This is a genomic window from Streptomyces sp. NPDC002463 (assembly GCF_042889835.1).
Classification (GTDB): domain Bacteria; phylum Actinomycetota; class Actinomycetes; order Streptomycetales; family Streptomycetaceae; genus Streptomyces; species Streptomyces nymphaeiformis.
In genome coordinates this window covers 230,092-246,609 of record NZ_JBIARL010000006.1, presented here as the reverse complement: position 1 = coordinate 246,609, position 16,518 = coordinate 230,092, and the positions used below count along the sequence as shown (strand labels likewise).

Genomic DNA, 16,518 nt, shown 5'->3' with positions numbered 1-16,518 from the left:
ACCCCACCATGCGAGCCATCAGCCAGGACACCCACGGCACCGCCGAGGTCCTCCGGGAGGTCGTGGTCCCGCGCCCTCTGCCCGGCCCCAGCCAGATCCTCGTCGCCGTCCGCGCGGCCGGCGTCAACCCGACCGACTGGAAGCACCGCGCGGGAGCCCTCTTCCTCGACCGCCTCCCCCTCGTCCTCGGCTGGGACGTCTCCGGCGTCGTGGAGGCCGTCGGCTACGGCGTGACCGTGTTCAAGCCCGGCGACGAGGTCTTCGGGATGCTGCCCTACCCGTACGGCGTCGGCTCCCACGCCGAGTACGTGACCGGCCCCGCCCGCGCCTTCGCCCACAAGCCGGCCGAGATCGACCACGTGCAGGCCGGCGCCCTGCCGCTCGCCGCCCTCACCGCGTACCAGGCGATCGTCGACACCGCCCAGGTCGGCCCCGGGCAGCGGGTCCTGATCCACGCGGCCGCCGGCGGCGTCGGCCACCTCGCCGTCCAGATCGCCAAGGCCCGCGGCGCGTACGTCATCGGCACCGCGAGTGCCCCGAAGCACGCGTTCGTCCGCTCCCTCGGCGCGGACGAGGTGATCGACTACCGCACCACCGACTTCGCCGAGGCCGTCCAGGACGTCGACATGGTCCTCGATCCGATGTCCGGCGACACCCGCAGCCGCTCCCTCGACGTCCTGCGCCCGGGCGGCACGCTCGTCTCCCTGCTGCCGCCCACCGACCCCGACGAGCCGGCCGAGGCGGCGGCGCGGGGCGTCCGCGTGGAGACCCTCCTCGTCGAGGCCGACCACGCCGGCATGAACGCCGTTGCCACCCTCGCGGCCTCCGGCGCCCTCCGCCCCCACATCGAGGCCGTGTTCCCCCTCGCCGAAGCCGCCAAGGCCCACAGCCTCGGCGAGACCGACCGCACCACCGGCAAGCTCGTCCTGACGGTGGACGGCCCCTGAACCCGACTCACCGGCTCCGTGTCCCGGACGCCGTGAAGACGGGGATCGCCAGGAAGAAGCGGTCGGCGGCGGCGCGGGCGGCCTGGTCCGCGCTCCAGGCCGCCGCCTGCTCGCGGGTGACGGCCCCGCTCCGTACCGCCGACTCCGCCAGGCCCGTCGCGAGGGGGAGCAGGCGGGCGTCGGTGAGGACGGCGGTGGAGACCTCCACCGCCACCTCGCCGAACCCGTGGTCCAGGAGCAGGCCGCGGAAGCGGCGGGCGACGCGCGGTCCGGTGACCAGGTCGGCGCGCGCGTGCACGATCGTCCGGGTCAGGGCGCCGTCCTCGGCGTCCAGGACACACGTGTCCCAGTCCTGTCCGGTGAGCACGGCCCGTCCGCCCGGCCTGAGGACCCTGCGGGCCTCGGCGAGCGCCGCCCCCGGATCGGGCAGTTCGTGGAGCACCTTGTCCGCGCGGTACGCGTCCCACGCGCCGTCCTCGTAGGGGAGCGCGGTCGCCTCGGCGACGGCGAACGCGTGGCCCGGGTGCCGTCGCCGGGCCGCGGCGACCATCGCCTCGTCCCGGTCGACACCGGCGGCGAGAGCCCCGCGCGCGCCGGCCTCCGCGACGGCCAGACCCCCGCCGCAGCCGACGTCGAGCAGACGGGAGCCCGTCGTGATCCCGAGGAGGCCGTACGAGCGGGCGCGCAGCGCGGCCGCTCCCGGGGCGCGGTCGACGGCGTCGAGGACGGCGAGCAGGGCGGGACCGTGGTCGCGGCCGGAAGGGGCCGCAGGCGTGATGGACATGGCGACCACGCTCGTGGTTAATGCCGACATGAAGTCAAGCGGTGCGCCTCCGACGGTTCCCACGCCCCCGACGACGATGACGATCGGTGAACTCGCGGGCCGGTTCGGGCTCGCCACCCACGTGCTGCGGCACTGGGAGTCCGCCGGGCTCCTCGAACCCGCCCGCGACACCCACGGCCGCCGCCGCTACGACACCGGTCACATCACCCGTGTCGCCGTCGTCCTCCGGGCCAAGGCGGCGGGTCTCGCCCTCGACGACATCCGGGAGCTGCTGCGGGCCGGTGATCCGGCCGTCCGTCGGCAGCGGCTCGAAGCGCACCGCGAAGAGCTGCGGCGCCGGGTGGCCGAGGCGCAGGCCTGTCTCGACCTGGTCGAATGCGCGCTGGGCTGCGCCCACGACGACCTCGCCGACTGCCCCCGATTCCGGGAGGCCGTGGCCGCCACCGTCGGCGGCGCCGGCCTCCCCGTCGTGGCCGCCACCACCCACGGCGAAGACCTCCCCGCCGCGACCGGTGCCGAAAGGCCTACTCGCTGGTACGGTCCCTGACCAGCCGGTGCTCCACGGGGAGCCGCCGGGCCAGGGGAGGGGCGGATCCATGACGCGGCGAACGGGCGGGGGGGTTTCCGGAGAGCCTTCCGGGGTGCTTCCCGATGGGCTTGCCGAGGCGATACGCGGCACCGCCGACGACATCGCGGTGGTCCTGCGCACGGCGGAGCCGGACGGCTCACGGCTCCCCGTGCCCCGCTCCACCTGGACCGTCGGTGAGGCCGCCGCCCACCTGGCGCAGGCGAACGCCCTCATGGCCGATCTGGCCGCCGGCCACGAGCGCCCCTACGGCGACGGCACCCCCGGCAGCCTGGCCGGGGCCAACGAACGCGCCCTCGCCGCCTTCGGCGAGCGGTCACCCGGTCCGCTCGCCGAGATGATCACGGACCGGGCCAACGCCTTCCTCGCGAGCGTCGAGGAGCGCGACCCCGCCGAGCCGGTGTCCACACCGCTCGGCCGTCTGAGCCCGGCCGTCCTCGGCTCGTACCTGCTCACCCACATGCTCGGCCACGGCTACGACCTGGCCCTCGCCCTGGACCGCCCCCACATGCTCGACGCGCGCCGGGTCGAGCTCACGCTGCCGTTCATGGTCGAGGCGATGCCCCGCGTCGCCGACCCGGCCGCCGTCGCGGGGCTGACCGCGAGCTTCGCCGTACGGCTCCGCAGCGGTCCGAGCTTCGGCGTCACCGTCACGGACGGCGTGGTCCGGACCGGCCACGAGCCCCCGGCCCGGCCCGACTGCACGATCCTCACGGAGCCGGTCGCCTTCCTCCTCCTCGGCCTCGGGCGGGTCGACCCCTGGCCGGTGATCGCCCGAGGCAAGGCGCTCGGCTGGGGCCGCAAGCCCTGGCTCGCCCCCCGCTTCCCCCGCCTCTTCCGCGCGCCCTGACCCGTCCCCTGTGCGTTCCCGGCTCCGCCGATGGATCCTGGAGGTATCGGAAGGGGCCGTGCCCCGGTTGCGCGCGACCCGGCGATGCGAGGAGGCGGACCATGAGCCGCACGCTGGAATGGACGGTCGGCGTGGAACTGACCGAGGACAGCGGCAGGACGAAGGCCGAGGCCCGGCTGAAGACCGGCACCTCGACCCTCACGGGCCACGGCTCCGCGCGGTGCAACCCGGCGGACGTGGACGTGCCGGCGATCGGCGACGAGCTCGCCGCGAGCAGGGCGATGAAGGACCTGGCAGGCAAGCTGATGAAGGAGGCCAACCGGGAGATGGAGGCGGTGGGCGCGGGGACCGTACCCCAGCACACCGGCCCCGGATACGGCTGGCCGGAGGCGGTCTCCTGACGGAACCGCCGTCGTAGGGCCGGGGGCCCGACGGGAGACGGAGACGCCCGCCGGGCCCCCGGCCCTCTCAGGACGCGCCCTCGCCCTCCTCGTACGTCATCCGGTCCACGACCTCCACCACCCCGTCGACCGTCTCGCACAGGCGGACCAGGATCGGGCCGAGGCCCGGGCGCTCCAGGGTGCCGCTGAGCGTCACCCGGCCCTCGTCGACGTCGATGTGGACGGCCGAGGGCGAGAGGCGCAGGATGCGGACGATCACGTCCTCGCGGATCTCCTCCTGGATGGAGCGGTCCCTGCGCAGGAACAGCTGGAGCAGATCGCTGCGGCTGAGCACGCCGATCAGCCGGCCGTCCGCGTCCACGACCGGGAGCCGCTTCACCCGGTGCCGTTCCATCAGGCGGGCGGCCTCGACGGCCGTCCAGGAGGGCCGGGCCGTCACGGCCGGGCTCGACATCATGGCCTCCGCCGTGCTCGGCCCGTCCTTGGCCGTGTGCCGCCGCAGCAGGTCCGCCTCGGAGACGACGCCGACCGGCCGGTTCTCCTCGTCGACCACCGGGACCGCGGTGATGCCGTACTCGTCGAGGAGCCGTGCGATCTCCTTGAACGACGTCCCCCGCTGTACCACGACCGCGGTGGGCGTCATCAGGTCCGCGACACTGCGGTGCCTCATCGTCCGTTCCGTCCCTTCTGCGTGCCTGCTTCCATGATCCCGCACCGGGGGTCGTCCCGGCGTGAGGGGGTCGGAGGGGCGGCCGGAAGCGGGGCCGGATGCGCGGCGGGAAGCCGGGTGCGACAGGGGCTTGTGGGCTTGACGCGACCATGGTTACCTCCGGTAAGTCGTCGTCGCGCCATGGAGGAAGGACCCCCATGCCCTCTCCCCGCACGTCCGGGACCCGCCGTCTCCTCGGAGCCTTCGCGGCCTCCCTCACCCTCGTCGCCGCGTCCGCCGGCGCCGGATCGGCATCCGTCCCGGGACCGGCCGCCTCCGCCGGACTCCAGGAGGTGATGTTCGTCGGCAACAACTGGGACGGCACCGCCGATGTCATCGCCTCCCGTGGCGACTTCCACCGCGTCGGCCGCGTGAACGTGATCCCCGACAAGGAGGAGCGCCTCCGCGAGATCTACCTGAACCCGATCAGACTCGCCTTCTTCCTCGGCGTCCGCAGCGGACCGGGCGAGGGCCACGACCAGTTCGTCGACGACATGTACGCGACCCCCGACGGCTCCGCCATGGTCGTCTCCCGCCCCAGCTTCGCCGACGTCGTCTCCGTCGACCTGCGGACCGGACGGATCAACTGGCGCTTCCCGGTGGCCGGTTACCGCGCCGACCACATGGCCGTCTCGCCCGACGGCACCCGCGTCGCGGTCTCCGCCTCCACCGCGAACACCGTGCACGTCCTGGACATCGCGACCGGACGGCAGCTGGGCTCCTTCAAGACCGGCGACAAGCCCCACGAGAACGTCTTCACCTCCGACGGCCTCCTCTGGAACATGTCCATCGGCGAGGTGACCACCGCGCTCGACGCGCCCTGGCTCGACTGGACCAAGGGCGACCGGAGGATCACCGTCGTCGACGCCCGCACCTTCGAGACCGTCCGCGTCATCGACATGCGCGACCGCCTCGACGCCTTCGGCCGCGGCGACCTCTCCGACGCCGTCCGCCCGCTCGTCTTCACGCCGGACGAGAAGAAGATCTACTTCCAGGTCTCCTTCTTCAACGGCTTCCTGGAGTACGACATCGACTCCGACCGCATCACCCGCCTCAAGAACCTCCCCGGCAACCCGGCGACCGACCCCGACCGCACCACCTGGGTCAACGACTCGCGCCACCACGGCCTCTCCATCAGCCCCGGCGGCGACAAGCTCTGCGTCGCCGGGACGATGGACGACTACGCCACCGTGGTCGACCGCGCCACCCTCCAGGAGGGCCCGCTCGTCCCCGCCTCCAAGCCCTACTGGGCGACCGTGAGCGGCGACGGCCGCTCCTGCGTCATCTCCGAGAGCGGCGCCGACCGGGTCACCGCGATCGACTTCGCCACCGGGCGTCGGGTGACGAGTGTGGACGTCGGCGACCACCCGCAGCGCGTACGCCTCGCCCGCGTCCCCGCCGACTGGACCGGCCCCACGACGGGCTGACACCCCGGGAACGACGGAAGGGGCCTGCCGGATCCGATCCGGCAGGCCCCTTCCGTCTTGCCTCCCGTACGCTCAGGACCTGTTGACGGCCACCTCGTAGAGCGAGTAGCCCCAGTCCGTGGCCCGCTTCACCCCGTGGATGCGCACGTAGCGCGCCGACTGCGAGTCGAACTCCGCCGTGTCGATGCCGCCGTCACCCGCGTCCGTGGACCACACGTCCCGCCAGGTCGTGCCGTCCTCCGACAGCTCGATCTTGTACGCGCGCGCGTAGGCCCGCTCCCAGTCGAGGGTGACCCGGCCGACCCGGCGCACCGAGCCCAGGTCCACCTTCAGCCACTGGTCGTCGGACCACTCGCTGGCCCAGCGGGTCCCGGTGTTGCCGTCGACCGTGAGGCCCGGCGAGAAGTCCACGAACGGGTTCCACCACTCGGTGGTGGAGGCCGACACCGGGTGCCCGGCCGCCAGGTTCACACCCGGCTCGTGGTCCTCGGTCCGCTTCCAGGTGGTCAGGTACGACTCCGCTCCGTGCGACAGGTCGTCCACGACGCCCGGACCGCCGGGGGTCAGCCGGATCTGCTCGATCCAGTCCGGCACCATCCCGTTGTGCGCGGCGCCGTCGACGTTGAGGTCCCAGGTGCGCTCGCCGGTGACCTGGCGGTCGATGACCGAGCCCCCGTCGAAGCTCTTGAAGGGGTACTTCACCGCGTTCGGAGCGTCGGCCCCGACCGGGCCCGGCCAGCCGCCGACGCCGTTCATGTCCGTGCCGTAGCCGAACCCGACGCCGTACTTCCTGCGCAGCTCCGCCTTCTGCGAGGCCTCACCGACGAAGCCCTGGGCGCTGTGCATGTACGAGGCCGCGAAACCGCCGAGGCGGTAGAGCCGCTCCGTCCAGTCCAGGTCCATCCAGCTGTGGCTGGAGATGACGCCGGGGTACTCCTCGGCCTCCAGGATGTCGAGCGCCCGCCCGGCGGCCTTGACGCTCATGTGGTCGAGCTCCAGCATCATGCCGCGCTGGATCATGCCCTTCAGGGCGTACTCGCCGAGCCGCGTGAGCCCGCGGGTGTTGCACTTCGCGTCCGAGGCGTACGAGGGGACGCTCACCCCGGCCGGCAGCTTCTCGGCCATCGCGGCCGGCGCGGCGGCCAGGCCGATCGGGTTGTCGTGCTGCGGGCCCGCGCACTTCTCGGTGGCCCAGAAGGTGCCCGTGGACAGGAACTGGCCGATGTTGACCGCCACGCCCGTCGTGCCGCTGTCGAAGCGGACGCCGCAGAGCGCGTTGTCGAACTTGTGGCAGAGGAACATGCTGCGCACGCCGAGCCCGTACAGCTCGTCGAGACCCTTGTCGATGTCCGCCTGGCTGCACTGGGCGATGTCGAGGATCTGCTTGCAGCCGAAGGGCTCCGAGGTCTCCACGCCGAGGACGACGGCGAGCTTGCCCTGCTCGATCACCGATCGGGCCTGATCGGCGCTGGTGACGATCCGGAACCAGCCCTTGCCGGCGCCGCCGTACATCGCGTCGACGTAGTCCTGCAGCTCGTACGTCTTGCGGGCCTCGAGACGGATGGCGGTCATCTCGTCACAGGTGCGGTCCCGGGGCAGGAGCGAGCAGATCAGGCCGTTCGTCACCAGGTCGTTGACGAGCACCCGCTGTCCGCCGCGCCAGGCGCGCTCGACCCAGGCGTAGTAGTTCTGCTGGTGGCTCAGCGAGTTGTTGGCGGGCCAGTCCTTGAACGTGGGCCAGCCGACCGGGTCGTGCTTCCCGTTGTCACCGCCCGTGAGGTGCTCGAAGAGCGCCCCCGAGCCGTCCGGGTAGTGCTCGGGGCAGTCCTTGAGGGCGTCGGCGACACCGGCCTGCGAGAACGTCGCCCCGCAGATCATCCGGCCGCCGAAGCCCTCGTTGGACATCAGGTGGTTGTGCGCGTCGACGAAGCCGCGCACCTTGCCCTGGGCATCGGTGCCCTTGAAGGGGGCGCCCGTGACGTTGATCTGGGAGTCGGGGGCGGGCCGTGCGGTGGGTTCCCACCACGAACCGGCGTCGGCCGCGGGGACCGGCCCCGCGCCGAAGACGACGGTGGCCAGGGCGATGAAGAGCGAGGCGAGGGCGAACCGCCCGCCCCCTCTGCGCGTTTTTGGTCGATTCATGGTCAGCGATGCCTTCGGTCATGGGGGAGTACCGGGCGCGGGCCGCCGAATGTTTCCTGCGGTAACAGCGGCTCGGCCCGAGGATCGCGAGGATCGCCGAGTGAGTCAAGAGTCCGGGTCAAATGACCTGTTGATGAAGTGTCAGCCCCCGATCAGCGTGACCAGTTGTTCGGCCGTGGCGTCGAGCAGCGCCGCGGCCGTCCGCTCGTCGCCCAGCACCAGGTACTGAAGGGTCAGCCCGTCGATCATCGCCGCGAGCAGATGCGCGAGCAGGCTCACGGGCACCCTCGGCTCGACCTCGCACACCGCGCAGACCTGCGCGATCAGGATGGTCCCCGAGGCGACGTACTGCTCGTACTGGGCCCGCGCCAGATGCTCGAACCCCTCCTCGCGCAGGGCGTACTGGGTGAGCTCGTACGTCAGCATGTGCTCGGCCGGGTGGGCCGAGACGTGGTTCCAGTACGTGCCGAGGGCACCCCGTACCGTCTCGCGCAAGGTCGCCCTGGGCTCGACCGCGGACATGACGTGGACGACGTAGGTGTCGTTGATCGTCTCGATCGCGGCCTCCAGGAGCGCCTGCTTGGAGTCGAAGCAGTAGTGGAAGACGCTCAGCGAGACGCCCGCCTCGGCGCAGATCGACCGGGTGGTGGTCCGGGCGACCCCGTCCCTGGTCATCGCCCTGATCGCCGCCTCGACCAGCTGCCTGCGTCGTTCGGCCGACGGCATCCGCGCCATGGTTCCTCCTCGCGTCCGGCGCACAGGGTAACCGCAGCCCCCGCGCGCGGCGATCGCCCCTCGCGCCGGTCCGCGGGCCGCCGGTCGTGCGGGGACCGCCGCGCGGTCAGTCCTCCTCCGGGGCCTTCACCTGGAGCACCTCGCGCAGCGCGGCCACCGCGTGGGCCCGGTGCTCGTCGAGCCAGCGGACGGTGTTCTCCTCGTCGCCGTGGCGGATCGAGGAGATGACGGCGCGGTGCTCCCGTATGGCCTGCTTCCGGTGCCCGGACTCGGCGTAGTAGAGCGAGCGGTACGCGTCGGTGGCGTCCCACAGGGTTGCGATGAGGCGGACCAGGCGCGGCATCCCGGACGCCTCGATGAGGGTGAAGTGGAAGAGCCGGTTCGCCGCCGCCATCGCGGCCACGTCCCCTTCGTCGGCGGCCCGCTCCACGTCCCGCTGGATCCGTTCGAGCGCGGCGACCGTGCCGTCCGGCGTCCACCGCACGGCCATGCGGACCGCCTCGGTCTCCAGGAGCTGCCGGATCCGGTAGATCTCCTCCAGGTCGTTCAGGGAGAGCTCCGCGACGAAGTAGCCCCGGTGGACGTGATGGACCACCAGGCCCTCGGCCTCCAGGGCCTTCAGGGCCTCGCGCAGCGGCACCCGGCTCACCTCGAACCGGGCCGCCAGGGCCTCCTGGCGGATCGGCCCGCCCGGCCTGAGTTCACCGGTGGTGATGGCGCGCCGCAGTTCCTCCAGGACGAACTGCTGGGCGGTCTGCGGCCGCCGCCTCTGCTCCGCGCTGCTCATCGCCTGTGACCTTCCGTTCCCTCACGTCGCCGGCGGCGGACCCCGCCGCCGGTGCCGACCATCTTCCTACGCGCCGCCGTCCGCCGCTGACGGCCTGTGGACAACTCGTCCCAGCTCCGCCAGCACCCCGTCCGTGTGCTCGCCCAGGCGTGGGGGAGCGGTGCGGTAGGAGGGCGGGGTGGCGTCGAGCCGGATCGGGTTGGCGACCTGTCCGGGACCGGCCGCCGACTCCGGGACGCGCGGCGTGAGCCCCAGCCTGTCGGCGAGCTCGAACGCGGCCGCCAGGTCGTTGATGGGGCCGCAGGGCACGCCCGCCGCGGTGAGCTCCTCGAACCAGCCGTCGGCGGTACGGTCGGCGAGCGGGCCCGAGAGGGCCTCGACCAGCTCCTCGCGGTGGGCGACCCGGGCCGTGTTCGTCGCGAAGCGGGCGTCCCCGGCGAGCTCCGGCCGGCCGAGCCGCTCGCACAGTGCCCCGAACTGCCGGTCGTTGCCCACGGCGAGGACCAGCGGCCGGTCCCCCGCCTCGAACACCTCGTACGGGGCGATGCTCGGGTGCCTGTTGCCCATCGCGCGCGGCACCACCCCGGCCCCGAGGTGCGCGGCGGCCTGGTTGGTGAGCGCGGAGAGGAGGGAGGTGAGCAGGGAGACCTCGACCCGCTGCCCCTCGCCGGTGCGCTCCCGGTGGCGCAGGGCGGCGAGCACGCCGAGGCCCGCGTGGAGGCCGGTGATGACGTCGACCAGGGCGACGCCCGCCTTCGTGCCCTGCCCGTCGGGTTCGCCCGTCACGCTCATCAGGCCGCCCATGGCCTGCACGAGCAGGTCGTAGCCGGGCAGCCGGGCGCCCTCGGCGGTGCCGAAGCCCGTCACCGAGCAGTAGACGAGCCCGGGGTTGCCCGCCCGCACGTCCTCGTATCCGAGGCCGAGCTTCTCCATCGTGCCGGGGCGGAAGTTCTCGACGAGGACGTCCGCGCGGTCCACGATCGTGTGGGCCGTGGCGAGGTCCTCGGGGTCCGTGAGGTCGAGCGACACGGAGCGCTTGTTGCGGTTCACGCCGAGGAAGTACGTGGCCTCGCCGGCGGCGAACGGCGGGCCCCACGCGCGCGTGTCGTCACCGGAGCCCGGCCGCTCGATCTTGATCACGTCCGCGCCGAGGTCGGCGAGGAGCATGGTCATGTACGGCCCGGCGAGCACCCGGCCGAAGTCGGCGACGACGATCCCGGACAGGGCGCCGCCCGTCGGTGGCGTGCCGGGCGTGCCGGGCGTGTCCGGCTGAGCTGCGCGCATGAGGCTTCCCTCGCTCCCGCTGGTGGATACCGGAGACTGGATCCGATATCCGGAGGTCGGATCCAGGCGGTTGGAGATTGGATCCGGGCGATTGGATCCGTGGTTGGAGATTGGATCCAATCGGACCGTAGGGCTCGGGTGTGGGATTTTCAATACTGGATCCAATATCCGATCTGCCGCTACGCTTCGGCTCGCCGAGTTGCCACAGTCGCCAGGAGGCCGTCCGTGAAGTCGCCGTCCACCCCCGTCCACCCCTTCGACCTGCTCGCCATCGACGGGCTCCTGACCGACGAGGAACGGGACATCCGGAACACCGTGCGCGCCGTCGCCGACCGCGAGCTGCGGCCGCACGTCGCCGGCTGGTTCGAGAAGGGCGAGATCCCCGCCCGCGAGCTGGCCCGCACCCTCGGCGGCGCCGGTGTGCTCGGCATGCACCTGGAGGGCTACGGCTGCGCGGGCACCAACTCCGTCGCGTACGGCCTCGCCTGCCTGGAGCTGGAGGCCGTCGACTCCGGACTCCGCTCCCTCGTCTCCGTACAGGGCTCCCTCGCCATGTACGCGATCTGGAAGTACGGCTCCGAGGAGCAGAAGCAGCAGTGGCTGCCGAAGATGGCGGCCGGCGAGTACATCGGCTGCTTCGGCCTCACCGAGCCGGACGCCGGATCGGACCCGGGCGCGATGCGGACCAACGCCAAGCGCGACGGCTCCGACTGGGTGCTGAACGGCACGAAGATGTGGATCACCAACGGCTCGGTGGCCGACGTCGCCGTCGTCTGGGCGCGGACCGAGGACGGCGTCCGCGGCTTCCTCGTCCCGGCCGGCACCCCCGGCTTCAGCGCCCCCGAGATCAAGATGAAGCTCTCGCTGCGCGCGAGCGTCACCAGCGAACTGGTCTTCGAGGACGTGCGGCTCCCCGCCGACGCGATGCTGCCCGAGGCCCGCGGCCTCTCCGGCCCGCTCGGCTGCCTCAACGAGGCCCGCTTCGGCATCGTCTTCGGCGCGCTCGGCGCCGCCCGAGACTGCCTGGAGACGGCGATCTCCTACGCCAAGGACCGGGTCGTCTTCGCCCGCTCCCTCGCCTCGTACCAGCTGACGCAGCAGAAGCTCGCCGACATGTCCGTCGAGCTCGGCAAGGGCATGCTCCTCGCCCTCCACCTCGGCCGGCTCAAGGACGCGGGCACGCTCACCCCCGAGCAGGTCAGCGTGGGCAAGCTGAACAACGTCCGCGAGGCGATCGCGATCGCCCGCGAGTGCCGGACCATCCTGGGCGCCAACGGCATCACCCTGGAGTACCCGGTGCTGCGCCACGCCAACAACCTGGAGTCGGTGCTCACCTACGAGGGCACGAGCGAGGTCCACTCCCTGGTCATCGGCAAGGCGCTCACCGGCGAGCAGGCCTTCCGCTGAGCCCGGACCCCCTCCGGTTCCTCAGCCCGCCGTCACCCGGCCGACGAACGCGTCCAGGTTGCCCGTCAGCCGGGCGACCTGCTCGTCGAGGGTGAGGGACTCCTCGTGGCGCCGGGCGCGCAGTTTCGGCTGCCGCCGGCCCCGGACGTAGAGGGAGCAGGCGAGGTCGGCGCAGACGTAGATCCCGACCGTGTTCCCCTCACGGCCGCGGCTGCCGGCCAGCGGGGCCACCAGGAGCGTGACGCCCGAGGACGCGTGCGCCGTCAGGCAGACCTGGCACATGCTGGACTTCACGGCGCTGGTGCGTCCGGTGGCCGGCACCCGCAGGGTCACGCCGAGCGGCCCGTCCTCGCGCGGTACGACCAGGTGCGCCCGCAGGGGCGCGCCCGGGTCGACCCAGCCGAGGAAGTCCAGGTCCTCCCAGGGGAGTTCGGCGAAGTCGAGGGGCATCTTGAGCCGCGCCGCCTCGCCCTTGGTGCAGTTCACGAAGGACGAGCGGATCTGTTTGTCGGAGAGCGCTTCCACTCGATGGACCGTACACGGACCATCCCGGACGGGCATCCGAATATGAGGCCGCCCACCGGGCCCGCCCGGCTCGCGAGGCCCGCCGGCCGGCCGGTCAGGCCACCCAGTCCGGCAGGGCCGGGGCGGCGACGTGCCCCGGGGCGTTCTCCAGGGCCGCCGCGAGCCGCTCCGCCGCCGGTTCGTACACGTCCACGGGCAGCGTGAACGGGATCCGCAGCCGGTGCTCGTGCGTCCCCGGGTCCACCCCGAACCGGGCCCCGCCCTCCACCCGTACCCCGTGCCGAAGGGCCCGGGACGCGAGGGCGGACGCGACCGGCCGGCCCAGGTCGATCCAGAGGCACATCCCGCCCGGCGGCACCTCCCACCGCCACTCCGGCAGATGCAGGGCCAGGGCGTCGCTCAGCGCGGACCGGCGCAGTCGCAGCTCGTCGAGGCGCTGCGGCAGGATCACGTCGAGGCGGTCGATCAGGGCGACGGCCACCAGCTGGTCGAGCACGGAACCGGACAGGTCGGCCGTGATCCGGACCCGGGCCAGCTCGGTCACCACGCGGGACGTGGCCCGCACCCAGCCGACCCGCAGCCCGCCCCAGCAGCTCTTGCTCAGCGAGCCGACGGAGACGATCTGCTCACCGTCGCCCCCGCCCGCCGCCGCGGCGAACGGCACCGGTGCGGGCACGTCGAGGGCGATGTCCGTCAGCGTCTCGTCGACCACCAGCCACGTCCCGGTGGCACGCGCGGACCGTGCGAGCTCCCGGCGCTGCTCCGTCGGCATGAGCCGCCCGGTCGGGTTGTGGAAGTCCGGGATCAGATAGGCGAGACGCGGCGCGGTCTGCCGGAGCGCGGCGTCGACGAGTCCGGAGTCCCAGCCGGCCTCCGTCACCGGGACCGGCGTCACCCGGAGCATGCGCCCCCGCATCGCGTCGAGGGCGTTCGTGTACGAGGGGTTCTCGGCGAGGACCCGGTCGCCGGCCCGGCCGAGCAGCGTGAGCACCAGCGAGACGGCCTGCTGCGCACCCGTCGTGACGAGGATCTGGTCCGGCAGGGTCGGCAGGCCCCGGGCCGTGTAGCGGTCGGCGATGGCGGCGCGCAGCGCGGGCAGCCCGTACGGGTGGTAGCCCTGCGCGCCGGTGTAGCGCGGCAGCTCGGCGGCGGCCACCGCGAGCGCGGCCGTCAGCTCGGCCTCCGGCGCCTGCGGGGCGGCGAGCGCGAGGTCGATGATCGCGCCGGTGTCGTCCTGGAAGGCGCCGAGCGCGGTGGGCGCCTGCCCGTCCGGCAGCGCGGTCCACGTACCGGCGCCGCGCCGGCTGTGCGCGTAACCGCTCTCCCGGAGCAGGTCGTACGCCCCGGTCACGGTGGTACGGCTCACGCTCAGCACCGCGGCGAGCTCCCGCTCGGCCGGCAGCCGCAGCCGCAGCGCCACCCGGCCGTCGAGGAGCGCCTCCCGCACGGCCCGCGCGAGCTCCCGGTACCCGAAGCGGCCGTCCGGGGGTGGGGTGAGCAGCGACGCGAGCTGGCGGCCCGTCAGGGTCCGGTCCGCGGTATGGACCACACGTGCCACTGTCATGCCAATCACTCCTCATTGGCTCTGCTGTCCGGGCCAATAAGCCTACAGACTCCTCTCCAGTGGCCCTCATGGAAGGAAACTGCCGATGTCCGGACACTTCACCGACCGCGACGAGCGGATGTGGCAGCGGCGAGCGGAGGAGCGCGCGGCCCGCCCTGTGCCGATCGGAGCCTGGCTCCGAGCCCTGCGCGCGAGGACCGCGGCCCGCACCTCCGCGGAGCCCCGCGCCGCGACACCGACGCCCGGCGCCCGCGCCTGCGAACCGGCATGACCGGCCCGTTCCCGCGGGACGGCGGCCGGGTCGTCGTCGGGGTGACCGGTTCGCTCGCCTCGCTCGCCGCCCTGCGGTACGCGGCCGCCCTCGCCCGCCGCGACGGAAGGGCGGTCCTGGCGGTGCTGGCCTGGGAACCCCCGGAGGGGGAGGCGCTGTTCGCCCGGATGCCGGACCGCGCCTGGGCGCGTCTGTGGGGCGAGGACGCCCGGCAGCGCCTGGAGGGCGCACTCGCCGACGGGCTCGGCGGTGCCCCCTCGGACCTTCCCTTCGAGGCGCGGGTGGTCCGGGGCGCCCCGGCGGGCGTGCTGTGCGCGGTGGCCGACCGTCCGGGAGACCTGCTGGTCCTCGGCCGGGCCTCGGGCGGGGGCCGGTTCGCCCGGCTTTGCCGGCGGCCGGTGCTGCGCGCGGTCCAGCGCCGTGCGGCCGGACCGGTGCTGACCGTCCCGGGCCCGGTCCTGCTCCCGGGCGAGGCCCGCGTCCTGCGACGGAACGCCCGTACCTCCGTACCGGAAGGACGGACCGGCACGGAGGTGCGACCCTGACGACGCGGGCCGGGCCGCGAGCTCAGGCGATGGGCGCGGACCCGGGGCCGGGCGCCGAAGCCGGCGCCGAACCCGCAACGGAACGCGACGCCGAACCCGACACCGAAGCGGATGCGGAATTCGAAGCGGAACTGGAAATGGAGCCCGGCTTCCAAGCCGACGGGAGCCGCGACCCCAGCGGCGAGACCGCCGCTGTCGACTGCTCGGCCTGTTGCTGCGGTGGCGAGCTGTCCGAGGCCGGTTCCGATGCCGGGCTCGACGATTCCGTCACCGGTGACGATTCCGTCGCCGGTGACGAGTCCGTCGGGCCGGAGGATGAGGATTCGGACGACGGCGACTCAGGGGAGGACGTCGACGTCGACGGGGAGAGCGTCGAGGGGCACGGCGACGGGGTGACCCCGTTGCTCGGCGTCGGGGTCTCCGTACCCGTCACCGTCACGCACGGCACGGGCGACGAGGGGGACGAGCTGGAAGTGGAAGGAGAAAGGGAGGTGGACGGCGCCGGGGAGAGCGTGGCCGGCGGCGGAGGCGGCGGCGTCGGTCGGTCGTGCTTCCCCGTGTCGCCGTGGATCCGCGCGAACCAGCCGTCGTCCTCGGTGTCGTACACCACGAAGACGTTCACGACCGTCACCGAGGGCGCGACCACGACGACCTGCTGGGAGCTGTAGCCCGGCCATGGGGTGCCGGTCGTGCGCGGTGCCTTCTGCGCCACCGGGCCGGTGAGCGGGTTGCCGCAGGCGCAGCGGACCCGCGGCACGCCGTGGCCGTCGACCATGACCGCCGTGCCGGCCTGGAGCACCGACTGGTAGGTGGTGGCCGCGCCGTCGCGGAAGCCGTGGTTCGTCACCCGGGTGTCGACCCGGAGCTGAAGCGGGGTCAGGGACCGGAGATACGCGGGGACGTCGCTCGCCGGGATGCCGACGACCGAGGCGAAGGCCGCGTTCTTCGCGGGCTCGGCGGAGAGGTAGCGCACCTGCTGCTCGACGTCGCAGCTGGACACCGACCGCGTACCGCCGTAGAGGCCGGGCGTCGACCCCGACATCTCGGGCACGGCCGAGGCGGTACGGGGTGGCAGCGAGGGCGGCGGGGCGGAACCGCCGTCGGTGCGGGCCGTCGACCGGGTGAACGGGTCCGGGCCGGTCGCGGCGGCGTTCTGCAGGAAGACCTCGCCACCGCCGGACCCCGTCGTGCCGCCCTTGTCGTCGGGGCGGTTGGTGAGGACGACCGCCAGCGCGGCGGCGGCCACGAGCACGGCCGTGATCGAGGCGACCTTCGGGACGGAACGCCACCAGGGGCGGCCGCCACCCTTGCCGCCGCCCCCGTTTCCCGAGTCACCGCCACCGGAGCCGCCCCCGCCCCCCGAACCGTCGTGGGGCGGTCCGGGCGGCGGCGGGGGGCCGGCGCTTCCCGGGCGTGTGCTCGGACCCGAGAGGGGGCCCGAGGGGGGACCTGCGGGGGGAACCGACGGAGGGCCGGACGGCGGGTGGGAAGTCACGTTTTTCCCTTTCTTCCGTTCCGCGCCCATTGTGTGCGCCGAACGGTACCCACCCGCAA

Annotated in this window: 16 protein-coding genes and 1 pseudogene; 8 read left to right on the top strand and 9 right to left on the bottom strand. The window is 73.3% G+C overall.

What is annotated here, in order from left to right; genetic code table 11:
* The first annotated feature begins 8 nt into the window (after nucleotides 1–8).
* Nucleotides 9–947 carry an NADP-dependent oxidoreductase gene (locus ACFYX3_RS15125; protein WP_389013213.1) on the top strand — a complete coding sequence of 313 codons (939 nt, stop codon included), beginning with the start codon at nucleotides 9–11 and terminating at the stop codon, nucleotides 945–947.
* 7 nt (nucleotides 948–954) lie between these two features.
* Here the strand turns inward: ACFYX3_RS15125 and ACFYX3_RS15120 are convergent, their stop codons facing one another.
* Entirely contained in the window at nucleotides 955–1,731 is a 777-nt protein-coding gene (locus ACFYX3_RS15120; protein WP_389012924.1) for a methyltransferase domain-containing protein, read from the bottom strand.
* A gap of 28 nt (nucleotides 1,732–1,759) precedes the next feature.
* Here ACFYX3_RS15120 and ACFYX3_RS15115 point away from each other — a divergent pair, with 28 nt between their 5' ends.
* From ACFYX3_RS15115 to ACFYX3_RS15105, 3 genes are all read left to right on the top strand, one after another.
* The gene (locus ACFYX3_RS15115; protein WP_389012921.1) at nucleotides 1,760–2,278 is read left to right on the top strand and encodes a MerR family transcriptional regulator; all 519 of its coding nucleotides are present in this window, start codon (nucleotides 1,760–1,762) and stop codon (nucleotides 2,276–2,278) included.
* 49 nt (nucleotides 2,279–2,327) lie between these two features.
* Nucleotides 2,328–3,167 (top strand): maleylpyruvate isomerase family mycothiol-dependent enzyme, encoded by an 840-nt coding sequence (locus ACFYX3_RS15110; RefSeq protein WP_389012918.1) that lies wholly within the window; start codon nucleotides 2,328–2,330, stop codon nucleotides 3,165–3,167.
* Between the two features lie 101 nt (nucleotides 3,168–3,268).
* A complete protein-coding gene (locus tag ACFYX3_RS15105; RefSeq protein WP_389012915.1) occupies nucleotides 3,269–3,568 on the top strand; it encodes a DUF1876 domain-containing protein in 300 nt (99 codons plus the stop codon).
* Nucleotides 3,569–3,635: 67 nt separating this feature from the next.
* Here the strand turns inward: ACFYX3_RS15105 and ACFYX3_RS15100 are convergent, their stop codons facing one another.
* Nucleotides 3,636–4,238 (bottom strand): CBS domain-containing protein, encoded by a 603-nt coding sequence (locus tag ACFYX3_RS15100; RefSeq protein ID WP_389012912.1) that lies wholly within the window; start codon nucleotides 4,236–4,238, stop codon nucleotides 3,636–3,638.
* A gap of 197 nt (nucleotides 4,239–4,435) precedes the next feature.
* Between ACFYX3_RS15100 and ACFYX3_RS15095 the strand changes: the two genes are divergently transcribed.
* Nucleotides 4,436–5,704, top strand: a complete 1,269-nt coding sequence (locus tag ACFYX3_RS15095; protein WP_389012909.1) for a YncE family protein — start codon at nucleotides 4,436–4,438, stop codon at nucleotides 5,702–5,704.
* Between the two features lie 72 nt (nucleotides 5,705–5,776).
* Here the strand turns inward: ACFYX3_RS15095 and ACFYX3_RS15090 are convergent, their stop codons facing one another.
* The 4 genes from ACFYX3_RS15090 to ACFYX3_RS15075 form a co-directional block, all read right to left on the bottom strand.
* On the bottom strand, nucleotides 5,777–7,846 hold the full coding sequence (locus ACFYX3_RS15090) for a discoidin domain-containing protein (RefSeq protein ID WP_389012906.1): 2,070 nt from the start codon (nucleotides 7,844–7,846) through the stop codon (nucleotides 5,777–5,779).
* Between the two features lie 141 nt (nucleotides 7,847–7,987).
* On the bottom strand, nucleotides 7,988–8,581 hold the full coding sequence (locus ACFYX3_RS15085) for a TetR/AcrR family transcriptional regulator (protein WP_389012903.1): 594 nt from the start codon (nucleotides 8,579–8,581) through the stop codon (nucleotides 7,988–7,990).
* Nucleotides 8,582–8,687: 106 nt separating this feature from the next.
* Nucleotides 8,688–9,368, bottom strand: a complete 681-nt coding sequence (locus ACFYX3_RS15080; RefSeq protein ID WP_389012900.1) for a GntR family transcriptional regulator — start codon at nucleotides 9,366–9,368, stop codon at nucleotides 8,688–8,690.
* 66 nt (nucleotides 9,369–9,434) lie between these two features.
* On the bottom strand, nucleotides 9,435–10,652 hold the full coding sequence (locus ACFYX3_RS15075; protein WP_389012897.1) for a CaiB/BaiF CoA transferase family protein: 1,218 nt from the start codon (nucleotides 10,650–10,652) through the stop codon (nucleotides 9,435–9,437).
* Nucleotides 10,653–10,877: 225 nt separating this feature from the next.
* Between ACFYX3_RS15075 and ACFYX3_RS15070 the strand changes: the two genes are divergently transcribed.
* Nucleotides 10,878–12,059, top strand: coding sequence for an acyl-CoA dehydrogenase family protein (locus ACFYX3_RS15070; RefSeq protein ID WP_116162850.1), 1,182 nt, complete (start codon nucleotides 10,878–10,880; stop codon nucleotides 12,057–12,059).
* Nucleotides 12,060–12,080: 21 nt separating this feature from the next.
* Here the strand turns inward: ACFYX3_RS15070 and ACFYX3_RS15065 are convergent, their stop codons facing one another.
* Nucleotides 12,081–12,620 carry an FBP domain-containing protein gene (locus tag ACFYX3_RS15065; protein WP_389012893.1) on the bottom strand — a complete coding sequence of 180 codons (540 nt, stop codon included), beginning with the start codon at nucleotides 12,618–12,620 and terminating at the stop codon, nucleotides 12,081–12,083.
* A gap of 58 nt (nucleotides 12,621–12,678) precedes the next feature.
* Entirely contained in the window at nucleotides 12,679–14,148 is a 1,470-nt protein-coding gene (locus tag ACFYX3_RS15060; RefSeq protein ID WP_389012890.1) for a PLP-dependent aminotransferase family protein, read from the bottom strand.
* A gap of 85 nt (nucleotides 14,149–14,233) precedes the next feature.
* On the opposite strand from ACFYX3_RS15060, the gene ACFYX3_RS15055 reads away from it, so the two are divergent.
* Nucleotides 14,234–14,419, top strand: a complete 186-nt coding sequence (locus tag ACFYX3_RS15055) for a hypothetical protein (protein ID WP_382657413.1) — start codon at nucleotides 14,234–14,236, stop codon at nucleotides 14,417–14,419.
* Nucleotides 14,416–14,964 (top strand): universal stress protein, encoded by a 549-nt coding sequence (locus tag ACFYX3_RS15050; protein WP_389012887.1) that lies wholly within the window; start codon nucleotides 14,416–14,418, stop codon nucleotides 14,962–14,964. Before ACFYX3_RS15055 ends, ACFYX3_RS15050 begins: the two co-directional genes overlap by 4 nt.
* A 232-nt stretch (nucleotides 14,965–15,196) precedes the next feature.
* Here the strand turns inward: ACFYX3_RS15050 and ACFYX3_RS15045 are convergent.
* Nucleotides 15,197–16,489, bottom strand: a pseudogene (locus tag ACFYX3_RS15045) (DUF6777 domain-containing protein); the annotation flags it as partial.
* Nucleotides 16,490–16,518: the final 29 nt, after the last annotated feature.

Excerpts from the sequence above, each read along its gene's own strand:
- ACFYX3_RS15125 (WP_389013213.1), top strand. The coding sequence starts at position 9 with ATGCGAGCCATCAGCCAGGACACCCACGGCACCGCCGAGGTCCTCCGG.
- ACFYX3_RS15120 (WP_389012924.1), bottom strand. The coding sequence starts at position 1,731 with ATGTCCATCACGCCTGCGGCCCCTTCCGGCCGCGACCACGGTCCCGCC.
- ACFYX3_RS15115 (WP_389012921.1), top strand. The coding sequence starts at position 1,760 with ATGAAGTCAAGCGGTGCGCCTCCGACGGTTCCCACGCCCCCGACGACG.
- ACFYX3_RS15110 (WP_389012918.1), top strand. The coding sequence starts at position 2,328 with ATGACGCGGCGAACGGGCGGGGGGGTTTCCGGAGAGCCTTCCGGGGTG.
- ACFYX3_RS15105 (WP_389012915.1), top strand. The coding sequence starts at position 3,269 with ATGAGCCGCACGCTGGAATGGACGGTCGGCGTGGAACTGACCGAGGAC.
- ACFYX3_RS15100 (WP_389012912.1), bottom strand. The coding sequence starts at position 4,238 with ATGAGGCACCGCAGTGTCGCGGACCTGATGACGCCCACCGCGGTCGTG.
- ACFYX3_RS15095 (WP_389012909.1), top strand. The coding sequence starts at position 4,436 with ATGCCCTCTCCCCGCACGTCCGGGACCCGCCGTCTCCTCGGAGCCTTC.
- ACFYX3_RS15090 (WP_389012906.1), bottom strand. The coding sequence starts at position 7,846 with ATGAATCGACCAAAAACGCGCAGAGGGGGCGGGCGGTTCGCCCTCGCC.
- ACFYX3_RS15085 (WP_389012903.1), bottom strand. The coding sequence starts at position 8,581 with ATGGCGCGGATGCCGTCGGCCGAACGACGCAGGCAGCTGGTCGAGGCG.
- ACFYX3_RS15080 (WP_389012900.1), bottom strand. The coding sequence starts at position 9,368 with ATGAGCAGCGCGGAGCAGAGGCGGCGGCCGCAGACCGCCCAGCAGTTC.
- ACFYX3_RS15075 (WP_389012897.1), bottom strand. The coding sequence starts at position 10,652 with ATGCGCGCAGCTCAGCCGGACACGCCCGGCACGCCCGGCACGCCACCG.
- ACFYX3_RS15065 (WP_389012893.1), bottom strand. The coding sequence starts at position 12,620 with ATGCCCGTCCGGGATGGTCCGTGTACGGTCCATCGAGTGGAAGCGCTC.
- ACFYX3_RS15060 (WP_389012890.1), bottom strand. The coding sequence starts at position 14,148 with ATGACAGTGGCACGTGTGGTCCATACCGCGGACCGGACCCTGACGGGC.
- ACFYX3_RS15055 (WP_382657413.1), top strand. The coding sequence starts at position 14,234 with ATGTCCGGACACTTCACCGACCGCGACGAGCGGATGTGGCAGCGGCGA.
- ACFYX3_RS15050 (WP_389012887.1), top strand. The coding sequence starts at position 14,416 with ATGACCGGCCCGTTCCCGCGGGACGGCGGCCGGGTCGTCGTCGGGGTG.